This window comes from Blautia ammoniilytica, from assembly GCF_025566965.1.
Taxonomy (GTDB): Bacteria; Bacillota; Clostridia; order Lachnospirales; family Lachnospiraceae; genus Blautia_A; species Blautia_A ammoniilytica.
In genome coordinates, this window is sequence record NZ_JAOQJL010000002.1 from 59,728 (window position 1) to 78,091 (window position 18,364).

13 protein-coding genes are annotated in these 18,364 nt (G+C 43.0%); 8 read left to right on the plus strand and 5 right to left on the minus strand.

Translation table 11 applies throughout. The features are described 5' to 3' along the window. On the minus strand, positions 1–893 hold an 893-nt coding region (locus tag OCV61_RS01325; RefSeq protein WP_158420372.1), incomplete at its 3' end, for a GGGtGRT protein. A gap of 28 nt (positions 894–921) precedes the next feature. Then, positions 922–1,614 carry an iron-sulfur cluster assembly scaffold protein gene (locus tag OCV61_RS01330; protein ID WP_158420276.1) on the minus strand — a complete coding sequence of 231 codons (693 nt, stop codon included), beginning with the start codon at positions 1,612–1,614 and terminating at the stop codon, positions 922–924. Positions 1,615–2,000: 386 nt separating this feature from the next. Here OCV61_RS01330 and OCV61_RS01335 point away from each other — a divergent pair, with 386 nt between their 5' ends. Continuing rightward, entirely contained in the window at positions 2,001–2,750 is a 750-nt protein-coding gene (locus OCV61_RS01335) for a TraX family protein (RefSeq protein WP_158420277.1), read from the plus strand. Between the two features lie 123 nt (positions 2,751–2,873). Further along, positions 2,874–4,241: an MATE family efflux transporter gene (locus OCV61_RS01340; protein ID WP_158420278.1), complete on the plus strand. Its 1,368-nt coding sequence runs from the start codon at positions 2,874–2,876 to the stop codon at positions 4,239–4,241. A 67-nt stretch (positions 4,242–4,308) separates the two neighbouring features. Here the strand turns inward: OCV61_RS01340 and OCV61_RS01345 are convergent, their stop codons facing one another. Next, positions 4,309–6,744 (minus strand): glycoside hydrolase family 94 protein, encoded by a 2,436-nt coding sequence (locus OCV61_RS01345; RefSeq protein ID WP_158420279.1) that lies wholly within the window; start codon positions 6,742–6,744, stop codon positions 4,309–4,311. Positions 6,745–7,191: 447 nt separating this feature from the next. Between OCV61_RS01345 and OCV61_RS01350 the strand changes: the two genes are divergently transcribed. From OCV61_RS01350 to OCV61_RS01370, 5 genes are all read left to right on the plus strand, one after another. Then, a complete protein-coding gene (locus tag OCV61_RS01350; RefSeq protein WP_158420280.1) occupies positions 7,192–8,202 on the plus strand; it encodes a LacI family DNA-binding transcriptional regulator in 1,011 nt (336 codons plus the stop codon). Positions 8,203–8,284: 82 nt separating this feature from the next. Continuing rightward, positions 8,285–9,637, plus strand: coding sequence for a hypothetical protein (locus OCV61_RS01355; protein ID WP_158420281.1), 1,353 nt, complete (start codon positions 8,285–8,287; stop codon positions 9,635–9,637). An 85-nt stretch (positions 9,638–9,722) separates the two neighbouring features. Beyond that, a complete protein-coding gene (locus OCV61_RS01360) occupies positions 9,723–10,703 on the plus strand; it encodes a carbohydrate ABC transporter permease (protein WP_158420282.1) in 981 nt (326 codons plus the stop codon). Beyond that, on the plus strand, positions 10,700–11,557 hold the full coding sequence (locus OCV61_RS01365; RefSeq protein WP_158420283.1) for a carbohydrate ABC transporter permease: 858 nt from the start codon (positions 10,700–10,702) through the stop codon (positions 11,555–11,557). Before OCV61_RS01360 ends, OCV61_RS01365 begins: the two co-directional genes overlap by 4 nt. A 105-nt stretch (positions 11,558–11,662) precedes the next feature. After that, positions 11,663–12,307: a trimeric intracellular cation channel family protein gene (locus tag OCV61_RS01370; RefSeq protein ID WP_158420284.1), complete on the plus strand. Its 645-nt coding sequence runs from the start codon at positions 11,663–11,665 to the stop codon at positions 12,305–12,307. Between the two features lie 126 nt (positions 12,308–12,433). Here the strand turns inward: OCV61_RS01370 and OCV61_RS01375 are convergent, their stop codons facing one another. Together OCV61_RS01375 and OCV61_RS01380 are read right to left on the minus strand one after the other, a co-directional pair. Next, on the minus strand, positions 12,434–14,164 hold the full coding sequence (locus OCV61_RS01375) for an ammonium transporter (protein WP_158420285.1): 1,731 nt from the start codon (positions 14,162–14,164) through the stop codon (positions 12,434–12,436). Between the two features lie 280 nt (positions 14,165–14,444). Further along, positions 14,445–16,544 carry a glutamine synthetase III family protein gene (locus tag OCV61_RS01380; protein WP_158420286.1) on the minus strand — a complete coding sequence of 700 codons (2,100 nt, stop codon included), beginning with the start codon at positions 16,542–16,544 and terminating at the stop codon, positions 14,445–14,447. 278 nt (positions 16,545–16,822) lie between these two features. On the opposite strand from OCV61_RS01380, the gene purF reads away from it, so the two are divergent. After that, positions 16,823–18,238 (plus strand): amidophosphoribosyltransferase, encoded by a 1,416-nt coding sequence (gene purF, locus OCV61_RS01385; protein WP_158420287.1) that lies wholly within the window; start codon positions 16,823–16,825, stop codon positions 18,236–18,238. The last annotated feature ends 126 nt before the right edge of the window (positions 18,239–18,364 follow it).

Consider the following 18,364-nt stretch of genomic DNA (forward strand, 5'->3'; position numbering starts at 1 on the left):
GAAGAAGAACCAGCGAACTGAGCATCAGAGTGCATACGTCCCATAGTATCTGTCATACCGTAGGAAGCAGGACCTGCTGCCATGTTGTCCGGGTGAAGTGTACGTCCTGTACCACCGCCGGAAGCAACGGAGAAGTATTTCTTACCCTGCTCGATACATTCTTTTTTGTATGTACCTGCAACCGGATGCTGGAAACGGGTCGGGTTTGTGGAGTTACCTGTGATGGAAACACCAACATTCTCGTGATGCATGATAGCAACACCTTCCTGAACGTCATCTGCACCGTAGCATTTAACAGTAGCACGAAGACCGTTGGAATATGGTTTCTCATAGATAATATTTAATTTAGCTTCTTTGTAATCATATTTTGTCTCAACAAATGTGAAACCGTTGATACGGGAAATGATCTGAGCAGCGTCTTTTCCAAGACCGTTCAGGATAACACGTAATGGTTTCTGACGTACTTTGTTTGCTTTCTCTGCAATACCGATGGCACCCTCAGCAGCTGCGAAGGACTCATGGCCTGCAAGGAAGCAGAAGCACTCTGTCTCTTCCTCAAGAAGCATTTTACCAAGGTTACCATGGCCAAGACCTACTTTTCTGTGGTCAGCAACAGAACCTGGGATACAGAAAGCCTGAAGGCCTTCTCCGATAGCAGCAGCAGCGTCAGAAGCTTTTCTGCAGCCTTTTTTGATTGCAATGGCAGCACCTACAGTGTATGCCCAGCAAGCGTTCTCAAAGCAGATCGGCTGGATCTTCTTTACCTGATCATATACGTCAAGTCCAGCATCTTTTGTAATTTTTTCAGCTTCTTCGATAGAGCTGATACCATAGCTGTTTAATACAGCATTGATCTGGTCAATTCTTCTTTCATAACTTTCAAATAATGCCATTTTATGTTCGTCTCCTTTCGTTTCCTGATTACTCTTCTCTTGGGTCGATAATCTTAACGGCATCTGCTACACGGCCATACTGACCTTTTGCTTTTTCCCATGCGGTGTTAGGATCATCACCTTTTTTGATGAAGTCGGTCATCTTTCCAAGAGAAACGAACTGATATCCGATTACTTCATTATCCTCGTCAAGAGCGATACCTGTTACATATCCCTCTGCCATCTCGAGGTAACGAACACCTTTTTCTTTTGTAGCATACATAGTACCAACCTGGGAACGAAGACCCTTACCAAGATCCTCAAGTCCGGCACCTACAGCAAGTCCGTCATCAGAGAAAGCACTCTGAGTACGTCCATATACGATCTGGAGGAATAATTCTCTCATTGCGGTGTTGATCGCATCACAGACAAGGTCAGTATTTAAAGCTTCCAGGATAGTTTTGCCCTGAAGGATCTCAGCTGCCATAGCTGCAGAATGAGTCATACCTGAACATCCGATCGTTTCAACAAGAGCTTCCTCGATTACACCATTTTTTACATTCAGGGACAGCTTGCATGCACCCTGCTGTGGAGCACACCAGCCAACGCCGTGTGTAAAACCAGAAATATCTTCAATTTTTTTGGAATGAACCCATTTTCCTTCTTCAGGAATTGGAGCAGGCTCATGTTTTGCGCCCTTAGCTACAGGACACATGTTTTCAACTTCCTTAGTGTAAATCATTTTAAGACTCCTTTCAGTATTAGTGAACTTAATGTTGTTAAAAGTCTAACAACTCAGTGTAGCGCTCCTTAAGGGAGTCTCCCATAGCGGAACGCTTTACTGGTGTTATTCTCTCACAAAATGCCCAATTCGTCCAGTCATAATTTGTAAAAAAACATAGAAAAAAGAGAAAGTGCTTGAATAAAAAATGTAAATGAGCAACAGTCACCGAAAAAAATTTCTTTACTTTTCTAATTTACTTACTATAATGCAATTATCGGATGCGTCATTGGAGGGGAGAGAAATATGATATACACATGCAGATATAAATCAACGATTGGTGATATTTTGCTGGCTGCAGATGAAATTAAGTTGGAACAAGCAAACCTAAGTTAAAGGAGTACAGGATGGAACAGACAAAGCAATTACAGGATTCATTTATGCCGGAAAAGTTCCGGGTTTTAAGCGGCAGTGCATTAAAAGTACTGGCTATGGTGATCATGCTGATCGACCATACAGCTGCATTTCTTCTGGTGAAATCAGCGTCTGCCACCAGGACTTTATTTGTTCTTGGAGGCACGGATATATCGATTTACAGGATCATGCGGGATGTGGGCAGGGCTGCATTTCCCATTTTTTGTTTTCTTCTGGTGGAGGGCTTTGTCCATACACACAACCGCTTTAAATATGGAAGAAATCTACTGATCTTTGCCTGTATTTCAGAAATTTCCTGGGATCTGGTACATAAAGGTACATTCTTTGATATGTCTACCCAGAATGTGTTTTTTACACTGTTTTTGGGTTATCTGGCTTTTTGTGCAGTTGATTATTATAAAGACAACCAGCTGATGCAGCTTATCTGCATGGCCGTGCTTTTTGCTGTATCATGGAACCTGCATGCAGATTACAGCTACAGAGGGTATGTATTCCTTCTTATCATGTACTGGCTGAAGGAGAAGAAAGCAGCCCAGGCGGTGATCGGTACAAGCTGGCTGATCTATGAGTGGAAAGCATGCTTTGCTTTTCTTTCTATCAATATGTATAACGGACAGAGAGGATTCATTAAAGGAAAATGGGCAAAATACTTTTTCTATGTTTTTTACCCGGCACATATCCTGATCCTGTTCCTGATCCGGCGGATGCTTTATCAGATGTAGATCACTCCTCCTCTTTTTATGATGTTTTGATTGACATATAGGATGCACTGCTATAGAATAGAAAAAGTTATCGTAAAAAACGGCTGCTCGACTTGAACAAAACACATTGAGAGGGGGATTTTTATGGAAAAAAATGCCGTGGAAAAAGAAAACAAAATGGGCGTTATGCCTGTTGGAAAATTGCTTGTATCAATGTCTGTCCCGATCATGATTTCCATGCTGGTTCAGGCATTATATAATATTGTAGACAGTATGTTTGTTGCAAAGCTCAATGAGAATGCACTGACAGCTGTTTCACTGGCCTTTCCTGTACAGAACCTGATGATCGCAGTAGGTACAGGTACCGGTGTAGGTATTAATGCCCTTGTGTCACGGTCTCTGGGCGAAAAGAATACGGAATATGCCAACAAGGCTGCTAATAACGGCATTATCCTTTGCCTGTTAAGTGCATTGACTTTTGCCGTGCTTACCGGAGTCTTCGGACATACATTCTTTGCTGTTCAGACACAGGATCCCCAGATCCTTTCTTATGGAACGGCTTATGTAAGGATCATCGGGATGATGTCATTTGGACTGTTTATGCAGCTTGTATTTGAAAGACTGCTGCAGGCAACCGGAAGGACGTTTTATTCCATGCTGACCCAGCTTCTGGGTGCGATCCTGAATATTATTCTGGATCCGATCATGATTTTTGGTCTTTTCGGCTTTCCCAGGATGGAGGTGGCAGGTGCTGCCCTTGCCACTGTAACTGGGCAGATTATTGCTGCTATTGTAGGATATTTTGTAAATCATCATATTAATAAGGAACTCCATATTTCCCTGGTGAAATATAAGCTGTCCGCAAATGTTGTAAAAAATATTTACAGTGTTGGGTTCCCGTCTATTATCATGGCTTCCGTAGGATCTGTTATGACCTTTGGTATGAATAAGATCCTGATGGGATTTTCCTCTACTGCAACCGCAGTATTTGGTGTTTATTTCAAGCTTCAGAGCTTTGTATTTATGCCGGTATTTGGTCTGAATAATGGTATGGTGCCCATCATTTCTTACAATTACGGAGCCAAAAAGCCGGATCGTATCACAAAGACGATCCGGTTCAGTGTGGCTATGGGTGTTGGAATCATGCTTCTGGGATTTGCAGTATTCCAGCTGTTCCCTCAGGAGCTTCTGAATATTTTCAACGCTTCAGATACTATGCTGGAGATTGGAATACCGGCTCTTCGCATTATCAGTTTTAGCTTTTTGCTGGCTGGTTTCAGTGTGGTTTCCTCCTCTGTATACCAGTCCCTGTGCCATAGCTTCTTAAGCCTGGCAGTATCTGTGTTAAGACAGCTGGTAGTGCTTCTTCCGGCGGCCTTTATTCTGGCACGGACAGGCGGGATCAAAGCTACCTGGTGGTCATTCCCTATTGCAGAATTGTTTTCCTTTGTGATCTGTGTGCTGTTCCTCAGATATGTTTATAAAGCGGAGATCGATCCGTTGAAGAAATAAAAGAAAAGCCAGTTTCCTTCAGAATCACCTGGAGCAAACTGGCTTATTACATGTCATATAAAATGTCTTATCCCATATGGATCGTTACCTGGTATTCTTTCTTTCCCTCTTCAAAAGGAATCAGATTACCTGAAATCTGTTTTCCGTCGATTTCCAGATATTTTACCCCCTTTTCAACATGATCAGGATTTGAGATAAAAAGATGATATACTGCGCCCCTAAACCTGCGGGTGACAGTGAAATCCCCAAAGTCTGCAGGGATACATGGGTCTACACACAAACCGTCATAGCTTGGCTGTATGCCAAGGATGGCCTGGGAGAGATTTACAAATGTCCAGGCAGCAGTGCCTGTAAGCCAGCTGTTTTTGGCTTCCCCGTGCCGTGGTGCATCCTTTCCTGCAATCATCTGAGAATAAATATAAGGTTCTGTCCTGTGGATCTGGCTGATATTCTCAATATAGGAAGGACAGGTTTTTTTATAGATCTGAAAAGCACGGCTGCCTCTGCCGATCATGGTTTCTCCGATGGAAATCCAGGGATTGTTATGGCAGAAAATACCTGCATTTTCTTTATAACCTGGCGGATAGGAGGAGATTTCCCCAAGGTTCAGGTAGTATCTGGTATAAGCAGGCTGCTGTACCATGATACCGTATTTGGTATCCAGCCGTTCTTTTACAGAATCCAGTGCTTTTTCTGCCAGGCCTTCCTTTACACCGATCCCTGCCATTACGCAGAATCCCTGAGGCTCAATAAAGATCTGGCCTTCTTCACATTCATGGGAACCTATCTTTTGGGATGTTGCATCATAGGCGCGAAGAAACCAGTCACCATCCCAGCCGGAGGTAAGCACTGCCTGGTACATGGCATCAATTGCATCTTTTGCCTGAAGAGCTTCCTCGGTGTGGCCATATTTTTCACAGATGGTTTGAAATTCCCTGCCGTATTTTACAAACATTCCTGCAATGAAAACAGATTCTGCCACAGGACCTTCAGAAGGACCAGTAGTCTGGAATGGCTCCCCAGGCTCACTGGAAAAGCAGTTCAGGTTCAGACAGTCGTTCCAGTCTGCACGGCCGATCAATGGTAGTTTATGGGGACCTAAGTGGGTACAGGTATAATGGAAGCTGCGAAGCAGATGCTGGAAAAAGGGCTGTGCTTTTGAGGTGTCGCAGTCAAAGGCTACCATTTCGTCTAAAATAGAAAAATCACCGGTTTCCTTCAGGTAAGCAGAAGCAGCTGCGATCAGCCATAACGGGTCATCGTTAAATCCGCTTCCAATATCCAGATTGCCTTTCTTGGTGAGAGGCTGATACTGATGATAAGCACTGCCATCTTCAAATTGAGTAGCAGCAATATCAAGGATACGCTCTCTTGCGCGTTCAGGTACAAGATGTACAAAGCCAAGAAGATCCTGACAGGAATCTCGAAAGCCCATGCCTCTTCCTGTACCGGATTCGTAGTAGGAAGCAGAGCGGGAAAGGTTGAAAGTTACCATACACTGGTACTGGTTCCAGATATTTGCCATACGGTTTACATGGGGATCCTGGCTGTTTACAAAAAAGCGGGAGAGCAGATCTTCCCAGTAATGGTTCAGATCCTGGAATGCTTTCTTCACCTGTGCGGAAGTATGATATTTTTCCTGCATGGCAAGAGCTGTGGTCTTGCGGATCACATTTGGTGCTTCCCATTTTTCTTCCTGAGGATTTTCACAATACCCAAGAAGGAATATCAGTTCTTTCTCTTCCCCTGGAGCAAGTACAAGATCAATCTGGTGACTGGCGATGGGATACCATCCACTGGCAACAGAACCAGTACATTTTCCCTGCTCTACGGCCAGAGGCCGGTCATTTCCCCGGCGCACTCCCAGAAATTCATCTCTGCTGGTGTCAAAGCCGTCAATGGGCGTATTTACAGAAAAGAAGCTGTAGTGATTTCTTCGCTCCCTGTATTCTGTTTTGTGGTAAATAGCGCTTCCCTGGATCTCCACTTCTCCAATACTTAAATTACGCTGGAAATTGGTCATATCATCTACTGCATTCCACAGACAAAACTCCACATAGGAAAAAAGGGAAAGCTTTTTGGCAGAAGCGGATTGGTTTTTTAAGGTAAGTACATTGATCTCGCAAGGAGTGTCTACAGGTACAAAAGCCAGAAGATCAGCAGAAAGCTGGTTTTTGATTCCATGGAAACGGCTGTATCCAAGACCGTGTCTGCATTGGTATTCGTCCAGAGGGGTTCGGGTGGGCATTGTACCAGGATTCCAGATCACATCCCCTTCTTTTATGTAATAGTATTTTCCGTTGGAATCTGCCGGAAGATTATTATAGCGGTAACGGGTAAGCCGGAGCAGCTTTGCATCTTTATAGAAACTGTAACCACCACAGGTGTTGGAGATCAGACTGAAAAAGTCCTGAGATCCCAGATAATTGATCCATGGAAGTGGAGTGTCCGGGGTTGTGATCACATACTCCTTTTTTTCGTCGTCAAAGAAACCGAACTTCATTGGAAATCCTCCCTTGTCAAAGATTAGAGCTTGACACGATGTACTACAGTGCCTGTAATCATGCGTGGAGCTCTGAAAAAAAGTATATGCGAAAACGAATGAGTTCTGATAATTCGACAGAAATAAAAGAAACATTAGAAAACAATATAAAATAGTGAAAATATAAAGAAGTTATCCCTATAAAAGGATGGGATAATTATCTTAACTTTAATATATCTGAGAGAATATAAAAAAGCAAGGAATTTTTACGAAATAGTTTCGTGATAAAAGAAGATAACTTTGTTTAATTTGAAAAAAACTGAAAATCTGATTTTGTGAAATAGAGAGAAAGGAAGCAAAAAGCATAAAAAACGAGAAAATATACTTGATTATTTGTGCATAAAGTAATATAGTGAAGATGCGAAAACGATTTAGGAAAACAAAGAAAGCAAAGAGGCAACAGGGCTTATGGTATCGATGAAGGAAATCGCAAAGAAATGCAATGTTTCCGTAGCGACAGTCAGCAAAGCTTTAAATGATTATCCGGATATCGGGGAAGAGACAAAAGCACTGATCCAGAAAACCGCAGAAGATCTTGGGTATCTGCCAAATTCATCTGCAAGGGCATTGAAAACAAAAAGAAGCTACAATCTGGGCGTGCTTTTTGTAGATCAGGCTCACAGCGGACTGACACATGCTTATTTTAATCACGTGCTTGAAAGCTTCAAAAGTACAGCAGAGAGCAAGGGATATGACATTACCTTTACTAGCGGAAATGTTTCGGGAAAGAAGATGAGTTATTATGAGCATTGCAGATACCGGGGCGTGGACGGGGTGGTAATGGCTTGCGTGGATTTTTACAGCGAGGAGGTGCAGGAACTTTTAAGATCAGAAGTGCCGGTTGTTACCATTGACCATGTGTGTGATGGCAGGATCTCTGTTTTATCTAACAATGTACAGGGAATGGAGAAACTTCTGGAATATATCTTTTCTCAGGGTCACCGAAAGATTGCATACATTTATGGAGATGACACTTCGGTTACGAAGAAGCGTCTCAGCAGCTTTTACCGGATGATGCAAAGAGAAGGGATCCAGGTTCCGGACGAATATGTCAGGCCAGCACGTTACCTAGACGCAGACCTGTCTGCAAGGCAAACCAGGGAGCTGCTAGAACTTAAAGATCCACCTACCTGTATCCTTTATCCAGATGATCTTTCAGCAGTTGGAGGGTTTAATGAGATACGGGAAAGAGATTTGAAGATTCCGGAGGATATTTCCATTGCAGGCTATGATGGGAATAACATAGCCAGGATCATGGAACCAAAGCTTACCACATTATGTCAGGATACCAGTGCCATTGGAAGGATCGCTGCAGAGAAGCTGGTGGAACTGATTGAACAGCCGAAGACAGCGCTGATCCGGTCCTATACAGTGGATGGAACTTTATTTCAGGGCAGATCGGTCAAAAAACTGGGGTGATTTTTACTGCAGTCCTGTAATGTAAAAGAAGTACCAAAATAAATGTAAATAATAAAAGGATTATATTAAGGAGGTAGCAAAAATGAAGAGAAAGCTTATGAGTGTTTTACTTACCGCTGCAATGGTTGGAGGACTTTCCGTATATGCAGTTCCGGTAATGGCTGAAGATGACCAGGAACCGGACAACACAGTGACAGGTGATTCTGCAGCTGATGATGCATTCGTAGTGTGGGGCTGGAATGATGACATTAAGAATATTCTGGATGGTCCGTTCAAAGAGGCATATCCGGATGATTATAAGAGAATCGTATTTGTAAATACAGGTGGATCTGATTATTATCAGGGCAAATTGGATCCTGTACTGGATGACCCTTCTAATGAATTATATCCGGATCTTATGGGACTGGAAGTTGATTATGTTCAGAAATATGTAAACAGTGACTGGGTAAAATCAGTTGCAGACCTGGGCATTACAGAGGACGATTACAAGAACATGTACCAGTATGATCTTGATCTTGGTACAGATGCAGACGGTAATGTACGTGCTCTGTTCTGGCAGGCAACACCAGGATGCTTCCAGGTACGTGCAGATCTGGCAGAAAAATATCTTGGAACTACAGATCCGGCTGATCTGGCAGAGAAATTCAAAGATCTTGATACGATTATCGCAACAGCAGAAGAAGTTAAGGAAGCATCCGGTGGAAAGTGCAAATTGTTCTCTGGTTATGATGAGATCAAACGTATGCTGACAAACTCCAGAACTGTAGGCTTCTATGATGAGAACGATGTGATCACTTTGGATGACAATATCACCACTTATCTTGAAACAGCCAAGAAGATGTATGATGAAGAGCTTACTTTTAATACAGATCAGTGGAATGCTGACTGGTATGCAAACATGGATGGGGATGGCGAGAGCAGCAATGCAGCCATTGCTTATATGGGATGCCCATGGTTTACTTACTGGTGCTTAAGCGATACATGGAAAAACAATACGATCCTTGTTCCAACAGCAAATAAATGCTACTGGGGCGGCACTGGACTGGCTGCAACAACAGAGTGTGCTGATACAGAACTTGCTGGCAAAATCATGAAATTCTTTACCTGTGATACAGATGGAATGGTAGCCATCAATGCACTGAATTCTGATTATGTAAATAACACAGAAGCAATTAATAAGATCATTGAAAGCGGCGCTTCCGCAGACGGAAATGGTTATCTGTATGCTGACGCAGGACAGAACTTTATGGAATTCTTCCTTCCTCTGGCAGATGGACTGGATGCTTCTACCGTAACAGCAGAAGATCAGCAGATCCTTTCTCTTCTGGATACCCAGACAAAGGCTTATGCAACTGGTGAGAAAGATCTTGATACCGCAATTTCAGATCTGAAAGCATCAATCCATGATACCTTCTCTTACCTGAGCGTAGAATAATAATGAAACCAGGCTGACAACAGCTGCCTGTATGGATACTGCCTCTTCATTTACGAAGGGGCAGTACCTTTCATAGGAGGTATTTATGAATAAGAAGAAAAAGAAAAAAATCAATTACGGAAGATACGGATATTATTTTATTGCTCCCTTTTTTATTACTTACCTGATCTTTCAACTGTGGCCGCTGATAAATACTTTCTATTACAGCACCCTTTCTTATTATAAGAGAAATGGCAGGCAGTTTGTGGATTTTGCAGGCATTCAGAATTTTTTGAATGTGCTTGGGTTAAGTGCAGGAGAGCGCCCTTATGTACTTAGCTATCTGAAAAATACATTGGTGATGTGGGGCTGTAATTTTGTCCCCCAGATCCTTGTTTCTCTTTTACTGGCTGTATGGCTTACTGACACAAAGGTTAAGGTGAAAGGGACAGGGGCAGTGAAGGTGATCGTTTATCTTCCAAGCATTATCACTGCAGCTTCTGTATCTGTATTGTTTAAGGCCATGTTTTCCCAGTATGGACCGATTACCCAGTCTTTGAAAAACTGGGGCATTCTTGGGAAAAACTTTGATTTTATGTCCAGCGTGGCAGGAAGCCGTGGACTGATTTCCACGATCTTGTGGTGGATGTGGTTTGGAAATACTACCCTGCTTCTGATATCAGGAGTGCTGGGAATTGATCCTGGACTGTTTGAGGCGGCAGATATTGACGGAGCTACCGGATTTAAGAAGTTTCGGTTCATTACCCTTCCTCTGTTAAAGCCAATCATGCTGTATACCCTGGTAACATCTGCAATCGGCGGTCTGCAGATGTATGATATTCCAGCGCTGTTTAATGTTCCTGAAACAGGCCTGGTAGGGCTTCCGGATGATAAGACTACAACAATGGCCATGTATATCATGCGTCTGTATAACAGTGATGTTGGAAAAGCGGCAGCAGTATCCGTGATTCTATTTGCAGTAACATTGATCGTCAGCCTGATCCTTTTTGCTGCCATGGGTGACAAGGAGGAGCGTAGGATGAAAAAGGCAGCAAAGAAAGCCGGAAAGGCAGGGCAGAGATCATGAAAGATGGTTATACAAGCTCTATAAAGCGGCAGCGGATTTTCCGTACTGTAGTATGTGTGATTTTCTGTATTCTTGCACTGGGGCCGTTTTTACTTTTGATCATGAATGCCACCAGAAGCTCTGAAGCCATCAAATCCGGTATTTCCCTGATCCCGTCAGGCCATCTGATAGAAAACTGGAAAAATCTTCTGGCAAAGCAAAATGGTATGCAGATCACTTTGCAAAAAGCAGCATTAAATTCACTGACCATCACAGTACCAGGTACTTTTCTTGCTGTATATTTTTCTTCTATGACAGCGTATGGCATTTATGTATATGATTTTAAATTTAAGAAATTTGCATGGGCGTTTATTATGGCCATCATGATGGTTCCAAGCCAGATTTCTATTATCGGTTTTTACCGGTTCATGCTGGATCTGAAGCTGGTAGATACATATATTCCGCTGATCATCCCTGCTATTGCTAGTCCGGCGGTAGTATTCTTTATGAAACAGTATATGGAAAGTACACTTTCTATTGAGATGATTGAAGCGGCCCGGATTGATGGATCCAGAGAGTGGCATACCTTTAACCGGATCATTATACCGATTATGAAGCCGGCAGTTGCCACACAGGCAATCTTCCAGTTCATTGCCCAGTGGAATAATCTGTTTACACCTACCATTATGCTGACTACAGATTCCAAAAAAACACTGCCTATGTTTGTACAGCTGCTTAGTTCCAATCAGTTCCGTACAGATTACGGAGTAGTATATGTAGGACTGTTTGTAACCATTATCCCATTGGTGATCATTTATTTTATTCTTTCAAAATATATTGTGGCAGGAGTGGCTCTTGGTGGAGTGAAAGGATAAAAGGGGTACACAAAGCAGGGCAGGTTTGTTATAATTTTATATGTAGGAAAAGGATCCTGCACAGCAGGGTCCTTTTTACAGAGAAAAAATGGCAGGAGAGAGATAATGGATATTCAAACAGCGATCACATTTTGTCTTGAGATGATCGGGACAGTTGCATTTGCAGCATCCGGGGCTATGGTGGGAGCCGGATGCTCTATGGATATTTTCGGAGTATGTGTGCTTGGGGTAGTAACAGCGGTAGGAGGAGGTATAATCCGTGATATTGTACTTGGGATCCTGCCGCCTACTGTATTTTTGAATTCAAAGTATGCACTGGCAGCAGTGATCACTTCCTGCCTGGTATTCTTTGCTTATTATATGAAGAAGATGGAGCCGGGACAACACAGTTCCCAGGCTTTTGAAAGGATCCTTCTGATCATGGATTCCATAGGACTTGGGATTTTTACTGTGATGGGAGTAAATACAGGGATACGTCAGGGATACGGAAGCAATGTATTTCTTTTGGTTTTTGTTGGAACCATCACAGGCGTAGGTGGAGGTCTTTTAAGAGATATGATGGCAGGTGTGCCACCTTATATTTTTGTCCGCCATATTTATGCCTGTGCGTCTATTGTAGGAGCAATTGTATGTGTGTGGATGCAGCAGTTTGGGGCTGTATGGGCAATGGTAGTGGGATCCTGTGTGGTAGTGCTGATCCGGTATCTGGCAGCTCATTATCGATGGAATCTGCCAAAGCTTCCAAGATAGATGGGATACAAGAGTATATAGAAATCTGCAATAAAAAGGTCTGCAAACCAGCCCTGCAATTGGAAATCCATTTGCATATTGGCTGGGAGGCAGACCTTTTTCTATAATAGAAATATGAGTGGAGCCTTATTTTTCAGCGGTATCCTGAAGAGCTAAGTAGCCTTCTTCACCGGTACGGATCTTTACTACATTTTCAATGTCGTATACAAATACTTTTCCGTCTCCGATCTGGCCGGTGTGAAGTACCTTTTTCGCTGTAGCGATCACTTTCTGTACTGGCACAAGACTGACAACAATTTCAATCTTAACTTTTGGCAGAAGGTTCATATCCATTTCAACGCCACGATAGAAGGATGGAGCACCTTTCTGTACGCCACAGCCAAGCACATTGGTAATGGTGATGCCGGTAACACCGATCTCATTCATTGCATGCATAAATTCTTCAAGCTTGTTCTGCCTTGTGATGATCACAACCTTGGTAAGCTTATGTACTCCTTCCCTTGGAAGCTCAGGTACTGTTTCAGCAGGAGCAGAGGGCATTGGGTAGCTGGTATGTTTACCGGAGCCGGTTCCCATAGGAGCAGGAACGCTGGCAACTGTATCACGGATCGTAAATCCATCGTAAGCACTTGCAAGACCATGCTCTTTAACGTCAAGACCCTGGATCTCTTCTTCTTCGGATACACGAAGACCAATGGTATGCTTGATCACCTGGAAAATAATCGTCATTGTAACAGCAACCCAGAGGATCGTAATGCACATACCTGCAATCTGAACACCAAAGCCGTGGAAGCCGCCGCCTACCAGAAGACCTTTCCAGTCTGTACCGGTTCCATCTGAGAAAAGACCGACTGCAAGGGTACCAAAAGCACCGTTCAGGCCATGAACACCAACTGCACCTACCGGATCGTCAACCTTCAGCACTTTATCAATGAATTCAATACCAAATACAACAATGAAACCAGCCAGGATACCAATGATCGCTGCGGAAGTAGGAGATACAGTATCGCAGCCTGCAGTGATGGCAACAAGACCTGCCAGGGATCCGTTCAGGGACATGGACACATCTGGCTTTTTGTAACGTACCCATGTGATCAGCATAACTGTAACAGTAGCAACTGCAGCTGCAAGGTTGGTAGTAACAAAGATCTTGCCGGAAGTGACAATAGCATCTCCTTCCATGGAAACTGTGGAAGCACCGTTAAATCCAAACCAGCAGAACCAGAGGATAAATACACCAAGTGCGCCAACTGTCAGGTTATGACCAGGAATTGCTTTTGATTTTCCGCTTTTGGTATATTTACCAATACGTGGTCCAAGGATAATAGCTCCAACAAATGCAGCAACACCACCTACCATATGGACAGCGCAGGAACCTGCAAAATCATGGAATCCCATCTGTGAAATAAATCCGCCGCCCCAGATCCAGTGTCCTGAAACAGGATACACTACAAGACTGATGAGCAGACTGTAAATACAGTAAGCGGAAAACTTGGTGCGTTCTGCCATTGCACCGGAAACGATGGTAGCAGAGGTTGCACAAAAGACGGTCTGGAAGATAAGAAATGCCCAGAAAGGAACGCCATCAGGAAGCATTGCGCTTCCATAATTAGCTTCGGTGGCAATACCGCCGATCTTTCCCAAAAAGCCGTTTCCTGCACCAAACATAATACCGAAGCCAACCAGCCAGAAGACCGGTGTGCCGATACAGAAATCCATCAGGTTTTTCATGATGATATTTCCAGCGTTTTTGGCTCTTGTAAAGCCTGTTTCAACCATTGCAAATCCAGCCTGCATAAAGAAGACAAGGGCTGCACCTACAAGTACCCATATAGTATTAACTGCTGAATAGTCCATATATCATTCTCCTTTCTTTCCCCTTGAAAAAATAAAAAGAAGCGAGAGAGAGGATATATGCTTTCTTCCGCTTCTTTACGAACTAAAACAAGTAACTTTTAACCCCGTACAATATCCATTCACTCGCTTACATAGTTTAGCTCATAGATGATCGAAGTCAGGGATTTATATATGTAAACCAGGGAATATCCGCTATCGTGTGATTAATGGATGAGGAAATCGATAATGAATTATGAAGTAGAGTTCATATAAGGATATCCCCTGTATTTACCTGAAACGATTAAATAGAAAACAGAAGTTTTCCGTAGGTAGGATAAGGAAGAAGAGCATCCGGGATAAGAATCTCGGCAGCATCTGCAGCCTTTCTCAGTTCTTCCATATCTTCCAGTACAACAGACTGATATGCTTTGGCATTTTCAAGCGGATCTTCTGTTGCAAGGGCTGTTGCAGTATCTGCTTTCAGCTTTTCCACACCGGAAGCCATTTTTTCTTCCAAAGCAGTAAGCTTTGAAATAAGAGAAGCTTCGCATGCTGTAGAAATATCGGCAACAACCGCTTTTTTGGCGCTTGCAGCAGCTGCAATTTTTTCTGTATAAGTCATTACAGATGGAAGAAGATCTTTCTGGACCATTTCTGCCATTGTATTAGCCTCAATATTGATGGTCTTGGAATAATTTTCCAGCCAGATCTCATAACGGGAGAAGATTTCTTCCTTTGTAAAGATCTTGTGGTCTGTAAACAGCTTGATGTTTTTCTCATCGATCCACATTGGAAGAGCATCAGGAGTAGACTTCAGGTTATAAAGACCTCTCTTTTCGGCTTCTTCGATCCACTCATCTGTATATCCGTTTCCGTTAAAGATCACACGTTTATGCTTACGGATCGCACGTTTGATCAGTTCATGTACTGCATGCTCCATTTCCTCTGCCGGTACACCGGAAAGTTCCTGTGCAAACTGACGAAGTGCTTCAGCAACAGCAGTATTCAGGATAATGTTTGGATTTGCAACAGACGCAGCAGAACCAAGCATACGGAATTCAAATTTATTACCTGTAAAAGCAAATGGAGAGGTACGGTTTCTGTCTGTATTGTCTTTTACAAAGTGAGGCAGAACCTTTGCACCGATATCCATCTGAACAGCACCATGAGAGGTGAAGTATGTATCATTCTCGATAGACTTCATGATCTCAGTCAGCTCATCGCCAAGGAATACAGATACAACTGCCGGCGGAGCCTCATTTGCTCCAAGACGATGATCGTTTCCTGCACTGGCAACAGAGATACGAAGTACATCCGCATACTCATCAACTGCTTTGATCACTGCCATCAAAAATACAAGGAACTGAATGTTTTCAGCTGGTGTTTTTCCCGGATCCAGAAGATTTACGCCTGTATCAGTACTCATAGACCAGTTATTATGCTTACCACTTCCGTTGATTCCTTCAAATGGTTTCTCATGAAGCAGACAAACCAGGCCGTGCTTGTCAGCTACTTTTTTCATGATCTCCATAGTCAGCTGATTGTGGTCAACAGCAACATTGGTAGTATCAAATACAGGAGCAAGCTCATGCTGTGCAGGAGCAACCTCGTTATGTTTTGTTTTTGCTGGAATACCAAGCTTCCAAAGCTCTACGTCCAGGTCGTGCATGTAAGCGGAAACCTTTGGAGCCAGAGTACCGAAATAATGATCTTCCATTTCCTGACCCTTTGGAGCAGGTGCACCAAGAAGTGTACGTCCGCAGAATACCAGGTCTTTTCTTTTGTTATAAAGATCCTTGTCTACCAGGAAATATTCCTGCTCAGGTCCTACTGTGGTAGATACATGCTTTACTTCTTTATTTCCAAGGATATGCAGAATGTTTACTGCCTCTTTATTCAATGTATCCATGGAACGGAGCAGAGGTGTTTTTTTATCAAGAGCTTCTCCGCTATAAGAACAGAAAGCTGTAGGGATGTAAAGGGTTCCGTCTTTAATAAATGCTGGAGAAGTAGGATCCCATGCTGTATAGCCTCTTGCTTCAAAGGTAGCACGAAGACCACCTGACGGGAAGCTGGATGCATCCGGCTCGCCCTTTACCAGTTCTTTACCGGAGAAATCCATGATCACCTGTCCGTCACCGGTAGGAGAAATGAAGCTGTCATGTTTCTCAGCAGTAACATTGGTCATTGGCTGGAACCAGTGTGTATAATGAGTGGCACCATTTTCAATTGCCCATTCTTTCATTGCAACGGCTACGGAGTTAGCTACGTCCAGCTCCAGATGTGAACCGTTTTCAATTGTTTTTTTCAGAGCCTTATACATATCTTTTGGTAATTTGCTTCGCATGATCTTGTCATTAAAAACAAGACTGCCATAAATTTCAGGAATATTTTGAGTCATACTTCGGTACTCCTTTCATTTCGCTTTCACTCATAATTTTTTCTATAAAACGAAAAAAGCGCTTCGGACGATAAATGTATCATCCAAAGCGCCTTTGCTTTATGTGATGTAGTATACACAAAAAAAAACAGATGTCAACTATTTTTTGAAAAAAATTATTTTTTATTTTGCCAGAGGGTGATGGAAATATTTTCAGAAGCCAGGGTTGACAAATGTGTTTTTTCAATTATATTATATGGATGTTTGTGATGAACGGTTATGCAGCTAGGAGGAACCAGATGGCTAAGATAAAAGAAGAATGCGGTGTATTTGGTATTTATGACCTGGACGGAGAAAATGTGGCAACGTCCATTTACTACGGGCTTACAGCTTTGCAGCACAGAGGACAGGAAGCCTGTGGAATTGCAGTATCTGATACCAACGGGCCTATTGGAAACGTGAAATTCCATAAGGATCTGGGACTGGTAAGTGAAGTTTTAAGAGAAAACACCATCCGTCAGATGGATGGGGATATCGGCATTGGACACGTGAGATATTCTACCACGGGAGCATCTGTGGCTGAGAATGCACAGCCCCTTGTGCTTTCTTACGTAAAAGGAAGTCTTGCCCTTGCCCATAATGGCAACCTGGTAAATACCCCGGAGCTGAAGTGGGAATTGATCCAGAGCGGTGCAGTTTTCCATACAACTACAGATTCTGAAGTGATTGCTTTTTATATTGCAAGGGAGAGAGTAGGGTCAAAAAGCGTGGAAGAGGCTGTGATGAAAACAGCAAAGAAGATCAAGGGTGCTTACGGTCTGGTGGTGATGAGCCCCAGAAAGCTGATCGGTGTCAGGGATCCTTACGGCCTGCGTCCTTTATGTCTTGGAAAAAGGGGTAATGCTTATGTGCTTGCTTCCGAAAGCTGTGCTCTTACATCGGTAGGAGCAGACTTTATCCGCGATATAAAGCCTGGAGAAATGGTAAGTATTTCCAGGGAGGGAGTAAAGTCCCAGATGATCTTTGAAAATAAAAAGCATGCACATTGTGTTTTTGAATATATTTATTTTGCACGGCTTGACAGCACCATTGACGGAGTCAGTGTTTATGATGCCAGGATCCGGGGCGGAAAGTCTCTTGCAAAGTCATATCCTGTAGAAGCAGACCTGGTAACAGGAGTTCCGGAGTCCGGACTGATTCCTGCCAAGGGATATTCTGAGGAATCCGGCATTCCATTTGGACTTGCTTTTTACAAAAATTCCTACATAGGAAGGACTTTTATCAAGCCCACCCAGAAGGAGAGAGAGTCCAGTGTACATTTGAAATTAAGTGTGCTGAAGTCGGTTGTACAGGGCAAAAGGATCGTACTTGTAGACGATTCTATTGTGAGAGGCACTACCATTGCCAATCTGATCACCATGCTGAAGGAGGCAGGGGCAAAAGAAGTTCATGTAAGGATCAGTTCACCGCCTTTTTTACATCCCTGTTATTTCGGAACCGATGTGCCAAGCAATGATCAGTTGATCGCAGCCAAACACAGTACAGAAGAGATCTGCAAAATGATCGGTGCAGATTCTCTGGGATATATGGAAAGTGAATATCTAGAGGGAATGGCCGGAGGCCTTCCAATCTGCAAAGCCTGCTTTGACGGGAATTATCCAATGGAGATCCCGGAGCATACAGTAAGCATGGAATATGAGATCCACAAAATATGATCAGAATTAGGTGTGGCTGCTTTACAGATCAAAAGTGGGTTGTTTTACAGATTTATTATTGACAAACATGTAAAAATGGGTTATATTATAGCAAATTTTTATATCTGTGATTTTTATGACAAAGGT

Bases quoted from the DNA above. Each gene is read 5' to 3' on its own strand.
- OCV61_RS01365 (WP_158420283.1), top strand. From the start codon at position 10,700: ATGAAAGATGGTTATACAAGCTCTATAAAGCGGCAGCGGATTTTCCGT.
- OCV61_RS01340 (WP_158420278.1), top strand. From the start codon at position 2,874: ATGGAAAAAAATGCCGTGGAAAAAGAAAACAAAATGGGCGTTATGCCT.
- OCV61_RS01380 (WP_158420286.1), bottom strand. From the start codon at position 16,544: ATGACTCAAAATATTCCTGAAATTTATGGCAGTCTTGTTTTTAATGAC.
- OCV61_RS01370 (WP_158420284.1), top strand. From the start codon at position 11,663: ATGGATATTCAAACAGCGATCACATTTTGTCTTGAGATGATCGGGACA.
- OCV61_RS01360 (WP_158420282.1), top strand. From the start codon at position 9,723: ATGAATAAGAAGAAAAAGAAAAAAATCAATTACGGAAGATACGGATAT.
- OCV61_RS01335 (WP_158420277.1), top strand. From the start codon at position 2,001: ATGGAACAGACAAAGCAATTACAGGATTCATTTATGCCGGAAAAGTTC.
- purF (WP_158420287.1), top strand. From the start codon at position 16,823: ATGGCTAAGATAAAAGAAGAATGCGGTGTATTTGGTATTTATGACCTG.
- OCV61_RS01375 (WP_158420285.1), bottom strand. From the start codon at position 14,164: ATGGACTATTCAGCAGTTAATACTATATGGGTACTTGTAGGTGCAGCC.
- OCV61_RS01350 (WP_158420280.1), top strand. From the start codon at position 7,192: ATGGTATCGATGAAGGAAATCGCAAAGAAATGCAATGTTTCCGTAGCG.
- OCV61_RS01345 (WP_158420279.1), bottom strand. From the start codon at position 6,744: ATGAAGTTCGGTTTCTTTGACGACGAAAAAAAGGAGTATGTGATCACA.
- OCV61_RS01330 (WP_158420276.1), bottom strand. From the start codon at position 1,614: ATGATTTACACTAAGGAAGTTGAAAACATGTGTCCTGTAGCTAAGGGC.
- OCV61_RS01355 (WP_158420281.1), top strand. From the start codon at position 8,285: ATGAAGAGAAAGCTTATGAGTGTTTTACTTACCGCTGCAATGGTTGGA.